The organism is Bradyrhizobium sp. PMVTL-01 (genome assembly GCF_051861855.1).
Lineage (GTDB): Bacteria > Pseudomonadota > Alphaproteobacteria > Rhizobiales > Xanthobacteraceae > Bradyrhizobium.
This window is the reverse complement of sequence record NZ_CP193982.1, coordinates 8,141,267-8,158,035: the sequence shown is the minus strand read 5'-3', so window position 1 is coordinate 8,158,035 and position 16,769 is coordinate 8,141,267. Positions and strand designations below refer to the sequence as shown.

Below are 16,769 nucleotides of genomic sequence, written 5' to 3'. Positions count from 1 at the left end.
GCCCTGTCTAGCGCAGCGCCTCGCGGTCAGCCACCCCGGTTGCGCATGCGTCGTCGCCAACGCATGCGCCGATTCACGGAAATTGACTGAAGAATGACCAGATCGTCTCGGCGCCGTCGATGTCGCCGTTCTGCGGTCCGAGCAGGCTGCTCGCAACCCTCGGAAAGCGGGCATCCGGCGCAAAGCCGGGCATGCGATGACCGCCGTGGTTGACGCGATAGAGCACGACGTCGTGCCCGGTCGGGCAGCGCGAGGTGATCCGGGTGACCGTTGACTGGTCCGCAGGACTCTTCTCAGGCAGATCGACCGTGGCCGCATCGTCCGCCTCGCAGCCATTGAGCTTGCGCCAGAAGGCCAGCGTCTCGTCGGTCGACCAGAACCCGTCTGCGGCAAAATAGCTCGATCCGCGGCCGCCCGTGTAGGGCACCAGCGGGTCGGCCGTGCCGTTCATGAGCAGTATCGGTAGCGGCCGCGACGGATGGCAGGTGACGGCGGCCTCTTCGGTGAGGTTCATGACCACGCTGGCGCCGGCTGCGAACAGATCGGCGCGCGCACAGAGAAGCGTCATCGCCATGGCGCCGCCATTGGAGATGCCGGCGACATAGACGCGCTTCGGGTCGGCGGTGCCGTTCGCCACCAGCTTCTCGACGAGCTTTGCAATGAAGGCGATGTCATCGGTGCCCTCGGGCGGGCCGCGGAGCGCGGGGCCCGCCTTCGTTCTCGCATCGGCCCAGGCATGGTTGAGGCCATCGGGAAATGCCACGGCGAAACCTTCGCGTTTTGCGACCTGCGGCCAGGCCGTCCGCGCGATCATGTCGGCGCCGCGCTGGGTCTTGCCATGCAGCACGACCACCAGCGGCACAAGCCGCTTCGCCGGCAGTTGCAAGGTGTAGGAGCGCTTCACGCCGTTGACGTCGATGGTGTCGGCGGCTGCGACGGCGGCTGCGGTCAACGCCGCAAGAAACATCCCGACCTGCATCCATCGCATCATGATCTATCCCACCGCTTTCGCGGCCGCGCGGCCGGCATTGCGGCCCGAGAACAGGCAGCCGCCGAGGAAGGTGCCCTCCAGCGAACGATAGCCGTGCACGCCGCCGCCGCCGAAGCCCGCGGCTTCGCCGACCGCATAGAGGCCGGGGATGACCCGTCCCTCCTCGCCGAACACGCGCGACTCCAGATCGGTCTCGAAGCCGCCGAGCGTCTTGCGGGTGAGGATGTTGAGCTTGACCGCGATCAGCGGCCCATGCGCGGGATCGAGGATACGGTGAGGTGAAGCGGTGCGGATCAGCCTGTCGCCGATATAGCGGCGCGCATTGTGGATGTTCATCACCTGCGCATCCTTGACGTAAGGATTGTCGAGCTCGCGGTCGCGCGCCTCGATCTGCATCTTGATGTGCTCGAGCCTGAGCAGGTCGTTGCCGGCAAGCTTGTTCATCTCTGCGACAAGGTCCTCGATCCTGTCGCGCACGATGAAGTCGACACCATGGCTTTTGAAGGCCTCCACCGGCGCGGGCGCGCCCTTGTTGGTGGCGCGGCGCAAGGTCATGCGCCAGCTCTTGCCGGTGAGGTCGGGATTCTGCTCCGAGCCCGACAGCGCAAACTCCTTCTTGATGATGCTCTGGGTCAGGATGAACCAGGAATAATCATAACCGGTGGACATGATGTATTTGAGCTGGCCGAGCGTGTCGGAGCCGGGGAACAGCGGCGCCGGCAAGCGCGTGCCGGTTGCGTCGAACCACATCGAGGAAGGGCCGGGCAGGATGCGGATGCCGTGGCGCGGCCAGATCGGTGACCAGTTCTGGATGCCCTCGACATAGTGCCACATGCGGTCACGGTTGATCAGGCGCGCGCCGGTCTTTTCCGTGATGCCGATCATGCGGCCGTCGACATGCTCGGGCACGCCGGAGATCATGAACTTCGGCGGCTCACCGAGCCGCTTCGGCCAGTTCGCCCGCACCAGCTCGTGATTGCCGCCGATGCCCCCGGAAGCCACGATCACGGCCTGCGCCTTCAGCGCGAACTCGCCGACGACGTTGCGCGAGGAGCTCTTGCCGCGCTCGACATCATCAGGCGCGAGCACGGCGCCGCTGACGCCATCCACGGTGCGGTTGGTGATGGAGAGCGCATCGACGCGGTGGCGGAACTTGAAGCTGAGGCGGCCGCTCTTCATCGCCTCGCGCGCGCGGCGCTCGAACGGCTCGACGATGCCCGGGCCGGTGCCCCAGGTGACGTGGAAGCGCGGCACCGAATTGCCGTGGCCCATCGCGTCGTAGCCGCCACGTTCGGCCCAGCCCACCACGGGGAAGATGCGATGGCCCATCGCGCGCAGCCAGTCGCGTTTCTCGCCGGCGGCGAACGCGACATAGGCCTCGGCCCATTTGCGCGGCCAAAAATCCTCGTCGCGGTCGAAGCCGGCGGTGCCGAGCCAGTCCTGCATCGCGAGTTCGAACGAATCCTTGATGCCGAGCCGGCGCTGCTCCGGCGAATCGACCAGGAACAATCCGCCGAAGGACCAGAACGCCTGGCCGCCGATCGACTGCTCGCCTTCCTGGTCGACCACGATCACGCGCCTGCCCGCATCTGCGATCTCGGTGGCAGCGACGAGGCCCGAAAGTCCCGCGCCGACGACGATGACGTCCGTTTCCTCAGCCATGCGCTTCCCCCTCCATGAGTTCCCCCCTGTAATTGCCCGGATTGAAGCCGGCGGTCGTAACTGAGATCAAGGGCATGGCGCGTAAGACCTCGTTAACTTGTTCCAGTCCGGGATAGAGGCCGGTCTGGTGCAGCGCGGACGCAACACTGGACTTGAATTTGTTTTGATCCAGCCGGCCTGCCTAGACAAAACCTTGGTTACGACGGACGCTAGCACTGCATCACCACCTGACACGCAGACTCGAATTCGACTGGGGCGGGGGACAATGAAGTTTCTGACGGGGTTGCTTGCGGCGGTTCTCTTGATCGCGGGCATGGAGGCTTCTCACGCGGTGGTTCGGATCGCGGATGACCGCGGCGGCCGGATTGGAACCTACGTCGATAAATACCAGGACCTCAGGCAATCGGGCGAGACCGTGATCATCGACGGCCTCTGCGCCTCGGCCTGCACCATCGTCCTCGGCGCCATTCCGCATGACCGTATCTGTGTGACCTCGAGCGCAACGCTCGGCTTCCATGCCGCCTGGGATTTCGGAGCCAATGGCCGCGCCGTCACCAATCCCGAAGCGACCCAGATGCTCTATTCGATGTATCCGTCGCAGGTGAGGCGCTGGATCAGCCAGCGCGGCGGCTTGACCCCGCACATGCTGTTCCTGAGGGGCAGGCAGCTGCAGGCCATGTACAAGCCCTGCTACATGGACGCGCAGGCTTCGGCGATCAAGCCGGCACGTCGGCCCCTTCCGCAGGTGGAACAGCTCGAGACGGCTCGGGGCCAGCTGCTTCACTGACACCACGGGTGTGCCGGGATCATCGAGCCCGTCAGCGGCGCCTTAGTGCTGGCGGCGCCTTGTGGCGGCGCCTTGCCCGCCGGCGGGCTAAAGCCTATCTGAAAGCCTGGGAACCGGGGCCTTCGCCCCCAACGTTGTCATGGCTCAACCACTGCACCCCGGACATCAGTTACCGGACAATTCGTCCACTGCCGGCGGGACACCGTCCGTGCTGGTCTTGGCGGGCGCTGGCCTCGGCGGGCTGGTCGTGATCGGCGCGCTGGCGCTATGGTTCCACTACGGCAGCCAGGTGTTCTTCGAAATGATCAGGACCGGTTTCGCCGCCTGCTTCTGACCCGACAGGAAGTTTTCCGCCCATGAGTTCCGCCGCCCGTCCGCTGGTGATCGCGACCGCATTCGCCGCAAGTCTCGTCCTCGGGCTCCTCATCATGTTCTGGGCCATGGGCGGGGTCAGCAAGATGGCGCAGCCCGCGGCGATCGGCGGCCCGTTCCAGCTCACCGACCAGAACGGCAAGGTCGTCACCGAGAAGAGCCTGAAGGGCAAGCCGACCCTGATCTTCTTCGGCTACACCCACTGCCCCGACGTCTGCCCCACCTCGCTGTTCGAAATGTCGGAAGTGCTTCGCGCCATGGGCAAGGACGCCGACAAGGTCAACGCCGTCTTCATCTCGGTCGATCCCGAGCGCGACACGCCGGCGACGATGAAGGATTATCTGTCCAGCTTCGACCCGCATCTGGAGGGCCTGTCCGGCGATCCCGCCGAAACTGCCAAGGTGATCGCGTCCTACCGGGTCTATGCCAAGAAGGTCCCGACCAAGGACGGCGACTACACCATGGACCACACCGCGCTGGTCTACCTGATGGACCGCGAGGGCAGGTTCGTCTCGCCGTTCAACCTGAAGCGCACGCCGGAAGAGGCGGCGGCCGATTTGAAGCGGTATCTCTGAGGGGGCACCTCGCCTGCCGGAGAGGTCGCGCCGAAAGGCGCGGGTGAGGGTTTTGTCCTCTTGAGGATTGTCGCCTAACTAACGGCTCTCCCCCAGAGGAGGCACCCTCTTACCGGCCTGCCCCGCAGGCGGGGCGGGAGCGAACTTGCCGCATTCCGCGCTCGCGTTCCCGGGTGGATGGTCTATAAGGCCCTCTGATCCCAACGAAATTCATTGCTTTCGGCCGATGGCTTCCTCGCAACAGGCGAAATCGTTCAAATCTGTCCGTGGCTTGCTGGCAGGGCTCGCAGCCGGCCTCTGCCTGCTCGCAGGCCACCCTGGCGCCTGGGCCCAAGACCCGACCAAGCAGCCCCCGTCGGCACCTCAAGCCACCCCGCAACCGGCGCCCCAGGCGGCCCCCCAGGCCGTGCCCGGGTTCTGGGACCCGCGCCGGCGCCCAGAGCGGCCGGACCTGTCGCGCCTGACCGTGATCCGCTTCCTGACCGAGACCGACTATCCGCCGTTCAACTACACCGGGGCCGACGGCAACCCGGCCGGCTTCAACGTCGATCTCGCCCGCGCGCTGTGCGAGGAGATCAAGGTCACCTGCACGGTGCAGATGCGCCGCTTCGAGACGCTGGTCGATGCGCTCACCTCCAACCGGGGCGATGCCATCATCGCCTCGATGGCGGTGAGCCCGCAGTTGCGCGCCCGCGTCGACTTCACCGATCCCTATTACCGCGTGCCGGCGCGCTTCGTCTCGCGCAAGGATGCGGTGATGCGGGAGATCCGCCCGGAATATCTCGAGGGCAAAAAGGTCGGCGTCATCGCGGGCTCGGCGCATGAGGCGTATCTGAAGGTGATGTTCACCGACGCCGAGCTGCATCCCTATCCGAGCGACGACGCGATGCGCGCCGCGCTGCGCAAGGGTGAGGTCGACTTCATCTTCGGCGATGCCATCTCGCTCGCGTTCTGGATCAACGGCACCGATTCCGGCGATTGCTGCGCCTTCTCCGGCGGTCCCTTCGTCGAGAGCCGCTTCTTCGGTGAAGGCATCGGCATCGCCGTCCGCAAGGGCAACGACGTGCTGCGCCAGGCCCTGAACTGGGCTCTCTTCCGCGTCTGGGAAAAAGGCCGCTACACCGATCTGTGGCTGCGCTATTTTTCGGTGAGCCCGTTTTAGTTTCTTCGCTGCTCTCTCCGCCGTCATTGCAAGGAGCCCTTATCCAGACTGTTTCCGCAGCGACAGTCTGGATGGCTTCGCTTCGCTCGCAATGACGGTGCCAGAGGCAATACCGCCCACAAAATTGCATTCTGCCCGGAAATCGCTATTTTCCGCGGCCCGGAGGCCCCTTGATGTCCGTTATCGATCCCAGCATGAGCCCGAGCGACCTGCGCACGCTTGCCGAACAATCCAACGCCTGGCCGTTCGAGCAGGCGAAGGCCATTGTCGCGCGGCTGAAGAAAAGTCCGAAGGACGAGGTGCTGTTCGAGACGGGCTACGGCCCGTCGGGCCTGCCGCATATCGGCACGTTCGGCGAGGTCGCGCGCACCTCGATGGTGCGCCATGCCTTCCGCGTGCTCACCGAGGACAAGATCAAGACGCGCCTGCTCGCGTTCTCCGATGACATGGACGGGTTTCGCAAGGTGCCGGACAACGTCCCCAACAAGGAGATGCTGGCCGCGCATCTCGGCAAGCCGCTGACGCGGGTGCCGGACCCGTTCTCCAACGAGTACCCGTCGTTCGGCCACCACAACAATGCGCGGCTGCGCGCCTTCCTCGATCATTTCGGCTTCGACTACGAGTTCGCGAGCTCGACCGACTACTACACATCAGGCCGCTTCGACGCGACGCTGCTGAAGATGCTTGCTGCCTACGACAAGGTCATGGCGATCATCCTGCCGACGCTGGGGCCGGACCGCCGCGCCACCTATTCGCCGTTCCTTCCCATCAGCAAGACCACCGGCGTCGTGTTGCAGGTGCCGATGATCCGCCGCGACGTCGCGGCCGGCACGGTGACCTATGTCGATCCCGACACCAATCAGGAAGTTGAGACGCCGGTGACCGGCGGAAATGTAAAATGCCAGTGGAAGGCCGACTGGGCGATGCGCTGGGTCGCGCTCGGCGTCGACTACGAGATGGCCGGCAAGGACCTGATCGATTCCGTGAAGCTGTCCGGCGCCATCGCGAAGGCGCTCGGCGCCGCGCCGCCTGAAGGCTTCAATTACGAGCTCTTCCTCGACGAGAAGGGCCAGAAGATCTCGAAGTCGAAAGGCAACGGCCTCACCATCGACGAATGGCTGCGCTACGCCTCGCCGGAATCGCTGTCGCTGTTCATGTACCGCGAGCCGAAGGCGGCCAAGCGGCTGTATTTCGACGTCATTCCGCGCAACGTCGATGACTATCAGCAATTCATCGACGGCTTTCCGAAGCAGGATCGCAAGCAGCAGCTCGGCAATCCGGTCTGGCATATCCACAACGGCAAGCCGCCGCAGGGCGACATGCCCGTCACCTTCCAGCTGCTGCTGACGCTGGTGTCGTCGTCGAACGCGGAGAACGCCGAGACGCTCTGGGGCTTCATTGGCCGCTACCGCCCCGGCGTGACGCCCAAGACGCATCCCAAGCTCGATGCGATGGTCGGCTACGCCATCAACTACTACCGCGACTTCGTCGCGCCGACGAAGCAGTTCCGCGTGCCGACCGACACGGAGCGCGCTGCGTTGCAGGATCTGCGCGATGCGCTCTCGCAGCTTCCGCAGGATGCCTCGGCCGAGGACATCCAGAACGTCGTCTACGAGATCGGCCGCCGCGAGCCGTTCCTCGACCAGGTCAAGAAGGGCAAGGACGGCCGCCCCGGCGTCACGCTCGACTGGTTCAACATGCTCTACCAGGTCCTGCTCGGCCAGGAGAAGGGCCCGCGCTTCGGCTCCTTCGTCGCGGTGTACGGCGTGCAGAACGCCGTCAACATGATCGACGGCGCGCTGGCAAGGAGCGCGTGAGGCGTCGGGTCGCAATTGTAGCGACCCTCATCTCACCATCGTCGTCCGGGCGACAGCGAGTTTGCCTCATTGGCTCGCCCACACGATCCTTGCGACCCAGGCGATCTCGCCCGCCGCCATCGTGCGCTCGGCCTGCGAGGCATCGAGCGGCTGCAATTCCAGCGCCTTTGCCGTGCGGCGCTTCAGCGTTGCGATCGTCAGCTCGCCCGCTGTGGTCTTCACCACGACACGATCGCCCTTGCGGATCGGTGTGCCGGGTGAGACCAGGATGACGTCGCCGTTGCGATAGGTGGGCGCAAGCGCATCGCCGGCGATCTCCAGCGCAAACGTCTGGCTGTCCTCGGGGATGGGAAGCGCGACTTCGGTCCAGCCCTTGCCCGATGGAAGGCCGGACTCGTCGAACGCGCCGCTCGCACCGGCGAGCGCGAGGCCGAGCAGCGGCACCGAACGGCCGTCGCCTGCCTCGGCGTCGATCAGCCTTGCAAAGGTGTCGATGGAGTCGCCGGTCGCCGCCAGCGCCTTCGCGATCGATTCGGTCGAGGGCCAGCGCTCGCGGCCATCAGGGGTGACGCGCTTGGACCTGTTGAACGTGGTAGGGTCGAGCCCGGCACGCTTGGCAAGGCCGGACGGCGACAGGCCGGCGCGCGCCGCGAGCCGATCCAGCGCGACCCAGATCTGGTCGTGAGTCAGCATCCTCTGCGCTTTGGCCTGTCTGACCATGGAAGGTCCAGCCCGTCGCAACTCAGGAAAACTATCCTCAAATCAACCGGTTTTCCGTTAGTCGCGCAAGGGGTGATGGGAAAGCGGTTGTCGGGTGGAGGGAATACAAGCGTGGCGAGGAAAACGCGTGAAACGGGAATCTGACCGCCGATCCCGATTTCATCGGGACGGAACAGGCTCTAAGCCTTGAGTTCGGAAGGAGCGGCCTTTACGGTCGCGCCGGGGTTTCAGGGACCCCAAGAGACGAAAAAACCCAAGAGACTCAAAGAGCTGTCTCAAAGGGCAAACAGGGCTGCGTAAGCGGTGGTCAAGATCTACAAAATCTGTCCGGCCTCGGCCTGGCGCGAGGCGGAACGGCACGGCGTGTACCAGGGTAGCGCGGACGATTCGCGCGACGGCTTCATCCATTTTTCGACGGCCGCCCAGGTTCCCGAAACCCTGCGCAAGCACTTCTTCGGGCAGCGGGCGCTGTTCCTGGTCGAGGTCGACGGCGATGCGCTGGGCAGCGACCTGCGCTGGGAGCGTTCGCGCAATGACGAGCTGTTTCCGCACCTCTATGGCGAGCTGGATCTCGGCGCCGTCATATCGGTGCTGAACCTCAACATGCGCTCCGACGGCAGCCACGATGTTCCGGAGCTCGCGCCGTGATCCGCGCTTTCGACGCCTTCTCGCTGCCGGTGCTGCGCTGGCTCGATCCGGAGGATGCGCATCGCCTGGCGATCCAGGGCCTGCGCTTCCTGCCGCCGGTCAAGCCGCGCGCTGACGATCCCAAGCTCGCGGTCCGCGCCTTCGGGCTCAATTTTCCCAATCCGGTCGGCATGGCAGCCGGCTTCGACAAGAGCGCGGAAGTGCCGGACGCGCTGCTGCGACTCGGTTTCGGTTTCGTCGAGATCGGCTCGGTGACGCCGAAGCCGCAGGGAGGCAATCCGCGCCCGCGCCTGTTCCGGCTCGAGCGCGACGAAGCCGTGATCAACCGCATGGGCTTCAATAATGACGGCGCCGAAGTCGCGCTGCGCCGGCTCGCCGCGCGCGCGCAGCACGGCGGCATCGTCGGCGTCAATGTCGGCGCCAACAAGGATTCGCCGGACCGTGTCGCCGACTACGTCAAGCTGATCGAGACCTTTGCGCCGGTCGCGAGCTATTTCACCGTCAACGTCTCCTCGCCGAACACGCCGGGCCTGCGTAACTTGCAGGAAGGCGCGCTGCTCGATGATCTCCTCGCGCGCGTGATCGACGCGCGCGAGCGGGTGCGGCAGAAGGCGGGCGACACGCCGGTGCTGCTCAAGATCGCGCCGGATCTCAGTCTCGCCCAGCTCGACGACGTCGTGCAGGTCGCGCGTTCGCGCAAGGTCGACGGCATGATCGTGTCGAACACGACGATCGCGCGGCCGAGCACGCTGCGCGAGGAAATGCGCGCCAAGGAGCAAGGCGGCCTGTCCGGCCGGCCGCTGTTCCGCCTCTCGACGCGGATGGTCGCGGAGACCTATGTGCGCGTCGAGGGCGCGTTTCCCCTGGTCGGCGTCGGCGGCGTCGATTCCGGTGGCGCGGCGCTGACCAAGATCCGTGCCGGCGCCAGCCTGATCCAGCTCTATTCGTCGCTTGTCTACAAGGGCCTCGGCCTCGTCGAGGAGATCAAGCGCGACCTCACCTCGACACTGCTGCGCACGGGCCGGGATTCGCTCTCCGAAATCGTCGGCGCCGATGCGGCGACGCTGACCGCGGAAGACTGGCCGGGGATGTGATCCTCCGCCTCTCCCCGCTTGCGGGGAGAGGCCGGAATTTGCGAGAGCAAATTCCGGGTGAGGGGACTCTCCGCAAGTCCGTCCCGTGGATATCCGCGACGCTCCGTCCACACCGTCATTGCGAGCGCAGCGAAGCAATCCAGAATCCTTCCGCGGAAAGACTCTGGATTGCTTCGCAATGACGAGGAGAGAATTGCGTCCCGGCAGCGTGCGGGAGGTTCTGCAAAAGCTGAGCGGCTGAAGCGGTCATGGTAAGTCCGGTGGTTGGAACGATCACCGCCCTTGCGGAGACTCCCCCTCACCCCGACCCTCTCCCCGCAAGCGGGGCGAGGGAGAAGAAAACGTGCCCCGATACAGCACCGGATATCTCGCACCCTGCAATCCGCCGCGCGCGATATAGAACGCGATCAGCGCACACCACAGCCCGGCATTGCCGAACGACTGCAACCCCAGCCAGGCGCCCAAGAAGATCGCCAGCGAGGCCAGCATCAGGTTGCGCATCTCGCGCGCCCAGGTGGCGCCGACATAGATGCCGTCGAAGCCGAAGGCGAACACGCCGGGGATGGGCGCGAGCACGATGAACGGCAGGAAGTCGCGCGCGACGCGGCGGACATCCTCGCTCGCGGTCATGAAGTTGATGATATCAGGTCCGAACAGCGCGAACAGCACCGCGACGACCAGCGCGAAGCCGAGCCCCCACAGCAGCACCAGCCGGGTCGAATCCGAAAAACCTTTGGCATCGCGTGCGCCAAAGGTGCGGCCGCAGAGCTGCTGGGCCGCATTGGCGAGGCCGTCGAGGAAGAACGCGCTGACCAGCAGGAAATTGTTGAGCACGGAGTTCGCCGCGAGCGTGACGTCGCCGGCGCGCGCGCCCTTGGCGGTGAAGAACAGGAACACGGCGATCAGCGCCGCGGTGCGGATCAGGATGTCGGTGTTGACCGCCAGCAGCCGCATCAGCTTTGCGCGATCGAACAGCATCGCGCGCGGCACTTTGAAGCCGCCGGCGGCATGGCGGCGGCAGACGATCACGCCGAGCAGGAAGCCGATCGTCTCCGACAGCAGCGCGGCGATCGCCGCGCCCGCAATGCCGGTGTCGTAAACCAGCACCAGCAAGATCGTCGCCGCCATGTTGATGAGGTTGATGATGATTTGCAGCAGTAGCGCCGGATTGGCGCGGGCCTGTCCCACCAGCCAGCCGAGAACGACGTAATTGGCAAAGGCGAAGGGCGAGGACCAGATCCGGATCATGAAATAGGTCTTTGCCGCCCGCGTCACGCCCTCACTGCCGCCCATCAGGTCGAACAGTACGGCGGAGAGCGGCAATTGCAGCGCGATCAGCACCGCGCCGATCAGGCCGGCGACGATGAGGCCGCGCACCAGGATCACGGTCTGCTCGCGCGTCTCGCCGGCGCCGAGCGCCTGCGCGGTGAAGGCCAGCGTGCTCATGCGCAGGAAGCCGAACAGCCAGAACAGGCAGTCGAAGATGACGGAAGCCATCGCGACACCGCCGAGCAGCGTCGCATCGTCGAGCCGGCCGATCGCGGTGGTCGAGACCACGCCGATCAGGGGCGTCGTGAGGTTCGCGACCATCGCGGGACCGGCGATGGCGAACACCTGGCGGGAGCCGATCTTGAGGGAAACGGGCGCGTGCATCGCTAGAACACGAGCACCATGCCGTCTTCGGCGGCAAGGTACGGCACGTCTTCCAGGCGCGACAGCATGTCGTCGCTCATATGGGTGAGGACGAGCCGCTTGGCGCCGATGTCGGGCAGATGCTGTTCCAAGGTCTTCAGGCTGAGATGGTTCTTGACCACCTTCTCGTACATATAGGCCTCGGCAATGAAAAGGTCCGCGCCATGCGCCAGCGGAATGAGGGCCTCCGTCCATTCGGTGTCGGCGCTGTAGGCGAGCGTACGGCCCTCGGCCTCGACGCGGTAGGCGAGGAACGGACCGCCGGAGTCGCCGTGCACAACCGGATAGGGCGTCACGGTCACGGCGCCAAAGGGTTGGCGCTGCTCGGGCGCGAACTCGACGACGTTGAGCTCGAAACGCTGTTTTGCCTGCGAGGAATGCTCGAACAGCACTTCCATTACCTGAGCGAGCCGGGTCTCGATGCCTTGCGGGCCCGCGATGGTCAGCGGCCGCGTCCGCCGCGAGAATTGCGCGTCGAGCAAGAAGAACGGCAGGCCGGCAAAATGATCACCGTGGAAATGCGTGATGAGAATGAGATCGATATCATTGCGCTCGATCTCGAGCCGCTTCAGCGCCGGCAGGGCCGACGCGCCGCAATCGATCAGGAAGTTCGCTTCGCGCCCGGAGACATGAAAGCAGGTGTTGAGCCTGCCCCCGGAGCCGAAGGCGTCACCGCAGCCGACGAAACGCAGTTGCATCGGCTGCGCACTCCTCGAATCAAATCCTTAGCGGCCGCGCGGTGCGCCGAACACGCGCGAGAGCAGCCAGATCGGGATCACGATGACCGCGCCGAGCAGGAAGTAGCGCCACAACCAGTTGATGGTGTCGAAGCCGAGATCCCAGAGACGCTGGAACAGCAGGCGGATGCTGTAGATGATGTTCCAGGGGTCGAAGCCGATCGCGGCGAGCACGACGCCGACCAGGATCGAGAGCAGGACCAGGCGAAACGCGACCGCCAGCGGAGAGCCGCCGAGAAAGCGGTGCAGACCATCGCTCCGGCCGGCCGGCAAATCTCTGACGTCTTGGACCATCGCAAACTCCTCGGGCGGATTCGACCCCATTATAAGCCACGGCGGGGGACATGGGGAACCCGTGGCGGAGCGTCAATCGGGTTACCGGAGTTTAATTCGGGTTGTCGGTCATCTCTCCGCCGGCAGATTGAGAGCGTTTCCAACGGCCATCCTTCGAGACGCCCGCTCTAAGCGGGCTCCTTGAGGATGAGGACGGAGTGCGCGGCAGCAGTCTCAACGGGCACCGACGCGGATTAGCCTCGTCCTGAGGAGACTGCGAAGCGGTCGTCTCGAAGGACGAGGCGCGCGCTCAGGCGCCGCCAAAGTTCGGCTCAGCGCGCGCCTCACACCTCGATCTCCGCCGGCTCCGCCTTCAGCATCCTCTCCAGCGTCTCCAGCCGGTCGGCCTCGCGCGGCGGCTTGTCCCAGCGCAGGCGGCTGATGCGGGGAAAGCGCATGGCGATACCTGATTTGTGCCGCGGCGAGCGCTGCAGGCCCTCGAAGGCGACCTCCAGCACCAGGCCCTTGTCTCCCTCGTGCACGACATGGCGGACGGGACCGAATTTTTCCGTGGTGTTGCGGCGAACGAAGCGGTCGATCTGCAAGAGCTCCTCGTCGGTGAAGCCGAAATAGGCTTTGCCGACCGGCACCAGCTCGTCGCCGCCTTCGCCTGCGGTCCAGACGCCAAAGGTGTAGTCGGAATAATAGGACGAGCGCTTGCCGTGGCCGCGCTGCGCATACATCAGCACGGCATCGATGATGTGCGGATCGCGCTTCCACTTCCACCATTGCCCTTTCGGCCGCCCCGGCAGGTAAGGCGCATCGCGCCGCTTCAGCATCACGCCCTCGACGGCGTCGGCGTCCTCGCCGGCGCCCGCGCTCGCGGGATCGGCGCGCGCGGCGGTCAGCGCCTCCCAGCTTGCGAAGGGAACGGTGGGCGACAGATCGATGCGGGGATCGCTGAGCTTCCTGACGAATGTCTCCAGCCGCTCGCGCCGCTCCGCGAAGGGCAGCTCGCGCAGATCGTTTTCGTCGTCGCCGAGCAGATCGTAGGCGCGCAAATGGATCGGAAACTCCTTGATCAGCTTGGGCGAGACGACCTTACGGTTGAGGCGCTGCTGCAAGACGTTGAAGCTCTGCACGCGACCTTCGCGCAGGATCAGCAGCTCGCCGTCGATTGCGCCGGGCAGACGCAGCGACGGCACAAGGTCCGGAAAGCTTCCCGTAATGTCCTCGCCGGTGCGCGAATAGAGTCGCGCCGTGATGTGGCCGCGCTCGTCGCGCCCCGCCACCGCCTGCACGCGGATGCCGTCCCATTTCCATTCGGCGATGTAGTCGGCGGGATCGAGCGCGTCGAAATCCGTATCCTCGATCGCATGCGCCAGCATCACGGGCCGGAACGGCGCGGGATCGCGATTGACCGGCTTTTCGCCGCGGCCTTCCAGCCAGGCGAACAGATCGAGATAAGGTGGGCTGAGTCCCGGCCAGATCAGCTCGATCTCGTGTGGGTCCTTGTCGCCGAGCGCGGCGGCGGCGGTCTTGGCGAGGCGCGCGGAAATACCGATGCGCAGCGCACCGGTGACGAGCTTGAGCAGGGCCCAGCGACCGGTTTCGTCGAGCTCGTCGAGCCAGCGTTCGAGCTGCTTCGGTAGCTCCGTCTTGCCGAGCGAGCGCAGCGTGGTGACGACCTCGGTGAGGGTCGGAGGCGGCGGGTTGTTGTGGTTGCTTGGGTGGAGCGAATCGCTGGCATCTCGCCCATGGGACCCCCCTCCCTGGCCCTCCCCCGCAAGGGGGGAGGGAACGGTGAGGTCCGTGCGCCCATCACTGGCTAGATCAGTTTTGTCGATCGAGCCCGTCTGCCGCCGCGAACGCAACTCCGCTCCCTCCCCCTTTGCGGGGGAGGGCGGGGGAGAGGGGTAGCCCGGAAAAGATTCGTCATGACGAGGCGCCCGCTTCGGCCACATCAGCGCCACCGTCTCCGAGAGATCGCCGACGTAATCATACGATAACCCGAACAGCACCTCATCGGTGCGCGACGCAATTAAATCCCGGATCAGCGCCGGCTTGGCGTGCTTGAAGCTGAGCGCGCCGGTGAGTGCCGCCAGCGCATAGCCGCGATCGGGATCGCCGACCTCGCGGAAATAGCCGGTGATCAGCCGCAGCTTGTTGTTGCGGCCGGGCTCGTAGGCGAGGCGGTCGAGCAGTTCAGCGAAGCGATTCATGCTTCGGCCCCGGCAATCGGCGTCTCGCTCTCTTCTTCGTCCCCATAGCCGACGAGATCGAGCGGCTGCGCTTTCAGGCCCTTGCTCCGGCACCAATGCACCAGCGCGTCTTCCTGGCCGTGGGTGACCCAGATCTCGCCGGCGCCGGTCGCCTTGATGGTGGCCGTGAGACCATCCCAGTCGGCGTGGTCGGAGATCACCAGGGGCAATTCGACGCCGCCTTGCCGCGCGCGGGCGCGCACGCGCATCCAGCCCGAGGCGAAGGCGGTGACCGGGTCGGGAAAGCGCCGAGTCCAGATATCCGACGTCGCGGACGGCGGTGCGAGCGTGATGGTGCCGGCCAGCGCCGCCTTCTTCATGCCGGCCGCTGGCCTGAGCTCGCCGAGTTCGATCCCGCGGCTCTGGTAATAGTACGTGATCTTCTCCATCGCGCCATGCAGATAGATCGGCGCGTCATAGCCGGTCCGCCGCAGCAGCGCGATCACGCGCTGCGCCTTGCCGAGCGAGTAGGCGCCGACGAGATGCGCGCGCTCCGGAAACAGCGCAATCGAGGCCAGCAGCTTCTTCACCTCATCGGCCGCATCGCCATGGCGGAACACCGGCAGCCCGAACGTGGCTTCGGTGATGAAGACGTCGCACGGCACCAGCTCGAACGGCGTGCAGGTCGGGTCCGGCGCGTCCTTGTAGTCGCCGGAGGCGACGATGCAGGTGTCCCTAGCTGTCACCGCGATCTGCGCCGAGCCGAGCACATGCCCGGCCGGGTGGAATTTCACGCGGACGTCGCCGAGCCGGATCTCCTCGCCATAGCGGACGGCCTGCGTCGAGCCGGCAAAATTCTCGCCGTAACGCAGCCGCATCATGTCGAGCGTTTCCTGCGTCGCCAGCACCGCGCCGTGGCCGGCACGGGCATGGTCGGAATGGCCGTGGGTGATCACGGCCCGCTCCACGGGACGGACGGGGTCGATATGGAAGCCGCCCGGCCTGCAGCACAGGCCGGCAGCAGTTGGCAACAGGATGTCTTGCGGACGCATTTCTGTCATATAGGCTGCGCCGCGTTTTCTTCGAGTCTTGCTTGCTTCGGTTCCTCAATGCCGCTCCGCCTGTTCCTGACCTCCGGCGATCTCATGGCCGACCGCCGTTTCGAGTTCGCACGCGACCTGCAGCTCAAGGGCGACCTGCCCGCCGCCGCGGACCTGCTGGAGCAGGCGATCGAACTTGCACCGAACTTCACCTCGGCCTGGTTCACGCTCGGCGAGATCCGTCAGCAGCTCGGCGAGCGCGACAAGGCGATCGCGGCCTTCCGCAAGGCGCGCGACTCCGACCCTGAGGATCGGCACGGGGCCGGCCTGCATCTGATGCGGCTCGGCGATGCGCAAGTTGCCGAGATGCCCAAGGCCTACGTGCAGGCGCTGTTCGATCAGTACGCGCCGCGCTTCGAGCACGCGCTGATCAACGATCTCGGCTATCGCGCGCCGGCGCTGATCTTCAAGGCGGTGCTGGCCGCCCGCGTCGCCGCCAAGAAGCCGGCCTTCTTCAAGCGCACCATCGATCTCGGCTGCGGCACTGGCCTCGCGGCCGCGGCCTTCGCCAAGCAGGTCGATCATTTCATCGGCATCGATCTGTCGCCCGGCATGATCAAGGAGGCGCGCGCCAGCGGCCTTTATGCCGAGCTCGAAGTCGCCGACATGATCGAGGGCCTGCGCACGAAGAGCGACGCCAGCGCGAACCTCGTCGTCGCGGCCGATGCGTTCGTCTACGTCTCCGATCTGGCGCCGGTGCTCAACGAAGCAATGCGCGTGCTCGTGTCGGGCGGCGTGCTCGCCTTCACGCTGGAGACGCATGACGGCGATGGCATCGTGCTCGGCGAGGGCCTGCGCTATGCCCATTCGGCGGAATATGTGCGCGGCGCGATCGCGAAAGCCGGCCTCAAGCTGCTGGCACTCGAGCCGGCCTCGCCGCGCAACGAGAACAACGAGCCGGTGCGCGGCCTCGTCGTCGTCGCCGAGAAAACTTGAGT

16 protein-coding genes are annotated in these 16,769 nt (G+C 65.6%); 8 read left to right on the top strand and 8 right to left on the bottom strand.

Going from position 1 to position 16,769, the window contains the following annotated elements:
• Positions 1–73 precede the first annotated feature (73 nt).
• Both ACRQ5Q_RS39300 and ACRQ5Q_RS39295 read right to left on the bottom strand, forming a co-directional pair.
• Positions 74–991, bottom strand: a complete 918-nt coding sequence (locus tag ACRQ5Q_RS39300) for an alpha/beta hydrolase family esterase (RefSeq protein ID WP_439395152.1) — start codon at positions 989–991, stop codon at positions 74–76.
• 3 nt (positions 992–994) lie between these two features.
• Positions 995–2,653: an FAD-binding dehydrogenase gene (locus ACRQ5Q_RS39295; RefSeq protein ID WP_439395150.1), complete on the bottom strand. Its 1,659-nt coding sequence runs from the start codon at positions 2,651–2,653 to the stop codon at positions 995–997.
• A 265-nt stretch (positions 2,654–2,918) separates the two neighbouring features.
• Here ACRQ5Q_RS39295 and ACRQ5Q_RS39290 point away from each other — a divergent pair, with 265 nt between their 5' ends.
• The 5 genes from ACRQ5Q_RS39290 to ACRQ5Q_RS39270 all read left to right on the top strand — a co-directional run bounded on the left by ACRQ5Q_RS39290 (position 2,919) and on the right by ACRQ5Q_RS39270 (position 7,366).
• On the top strand, positions 2,919–3,440 hold the full coding sequence (locus ACRQ5Q_RS39290; RefSeq protein WP_439371616.1) for a hypothetical protein: 522 nt from the start codon (positions 2,919–2,921) through the stop codon (positions 3,438–3,440).
• Positions 3,441–3,648: 208 nt separating this feature from the next.
• Entirely contained in the window at positions 3,649–3,774 is a 126-nt protein-coding gene (locus ACRQ5Q_RS39285; protein WP_439371615.1) for a hypothetical protein, read from the top strand.
• Positions 3,775–3,796: 22 nt separating this feature from the next.
• A complete protein-coding gene (locus ACRQ5Q_RS39280) occupies positions 3,797–4,387 on the top strand; it encodes an SCO family protein (RefSeq protein WP_439371614.1) in 591 nt (196 codons plus the stop codon).
• 226 nt (positions 4,388–4,613) lie between these two features.
• Positions 4,614–5,549, top strand: coding sequence for a transporter substrate-binding domain-containing protein (locus ACRQ5Q_RS39275; protein WP_439395148.1), 936 nt, complete (start codon positions 4,614–4,616; stop codon positions 5,547–5,549).
• Positions 5,550–5,722: 173 nt separating this feature from the next.
• Entirely contained in the window at positions 5,723–7,366 is a 1,644-nt protein-coding gene (locus ACRQ5Q_RS39270; protein ID WP_439371612.1) for a lysine--tRNA ligase, read from the top strand.
• 66 nt (positions 7,367–7,432) lie between these two features.
• Here ACRQ5Q_RS39270 and ACRQ5Q_RS39265 read toward each other — a convergent pair whose 3' ends face one another.
• Positions 7,433–8,086: a S24 family peptidase gene (locus tag ACRQ5Q_RS39265; RefSeq protein WP_439395146.1), complete on the bottom strand. Its 654-nt coding sequence runs from the start codon at positions 8,084–8,086 to the stop codon at positions 7,433–7,435.
• A gap of 303 nt (positions 8,087–8,389) precedes the next feature.
• Here ACRQ5Q_RS39265 and ACRQ5Q_RS39260 point away from each other — a divergent pair, with 303 nt between their 5' ends.
• Both ACRQ5Q_RS39260 and ACRQ5Q_RS39255 read left to right on the top strand, forming a co-directional pair.
• Positions 8,390–8,734 (top strand): DUF952 domain-containing protein, encoded by a 345-nt coding sequence (locus ACRQ5Q_RS39260; RefSeq protein WP_439371610.1) that lies wholly within the window; start codon positions 8,390–8,392, stop codon positions 8,732–8,734.
• Positions 8,731–9,828 carry a quinone-dependent dihydroorotate dehydrogenase gene (locus tag ACRQ5Q_RS39255; protein ID WP_439371609.1) on the top strand — a complete coding sequence of 366 codons (1,098 nt, stop codon included), beginning with the start codon at positions 8,731–8,733 and terminating at the stop codon, positions 9,826–9,828. Before ACRQ5Q_RS39260 ends, ACRQ5Q_RS39255 begins: the two co-directional genes overlap by 4 nt.
• Before the next feature lie 273 nt (positions 9,829–10,101).
• Here the strand turns inward: ACRQ5Q_RS39255 and ACRQ5Q_RS39250 are convergent, their stop codons facing one another.
• The 5 genes from ACRQ5Q_RS39250 to ACRQ5Q_RS39230 form a co-directional block, all read right to left on the bottom strand.
• A complete protein-coding gene (locus ACRQ5Q_RS39250; protein ID WP_439395144.1) occupies positions 10,102–11,481 on the bottom strand; it encodes an MATE family efflux transporter in 1,380 nt (459 codons plus the stop codon).
• Positions 11,482–11,483: 2 nt separating this feature from the next.
• The gene (locus ACRQ5Q_RS39245; protein ID WP_439395142.1) at positions 11,484–12,218 is read right to left on the bottom strand and encodes an MBL fold metallo-hydrolase; all 735 of its coding nucleotides are present in this window, start codon (positions 12,216–12,218) and stop codon (positions 11,484–11,486) included.
• 27 nt (positions 12,219–12,245) lie between these two features.
• Positions 12,246–12,551, bottom strand: a complete 306-nt coding sequence (locus ACRQ5Q_RS39240; RefSeq protein WP_439371607.1) for a DUF6460 domain-containing protein — start codon at positions 12,549–12,551, stop codon at positions 12,246–12,248.
• Between the two features lie 323 nt (positions 12,552–12,874).
• Positions 12,875–14,752, bottom strand: coding sequence for an ATP-dependent DNA ligase (locus ACRQ5Q_RS39235; protein WP_439395140.1), 1,878 nt, complete (start codon positions 14,750–14,752; stop codon positions 12,875–12,877).
• Entirely contained in the window at positions 14,749–15,783 is a 1,035-nt protein-coding gene (locus tag ACRQ5Q_RS39230) for a ligase-associated DNA damage response exonuclease (RefSeq protein ID WP_439399946.1), read from the bottom strand. Before ACRQ5Q_RS39230 ends, ACRQ5Q_RS39235 begins: the two co-directional genes overlap by 4 nt.
• 57 nt (positions 15,784–15,840) lie before the next feature.
• On the opposite strand from ACRQ5Q_RS39230, the gene ACRQ5Q_RS39225 reads away from it, so the two are divergent.
• Entirely contained in the window at positions 15,841–16,767 is a 927-nt protein-coding gene (locus ACRQ5Q_RS39225) for a methyltransferase domain-containing protein (RefSeq protein WP_439371605.1), read from the top strand.
• The last annotated feature ends 2 nt before the right edge of the window (positions 16,768–16,769 follow it).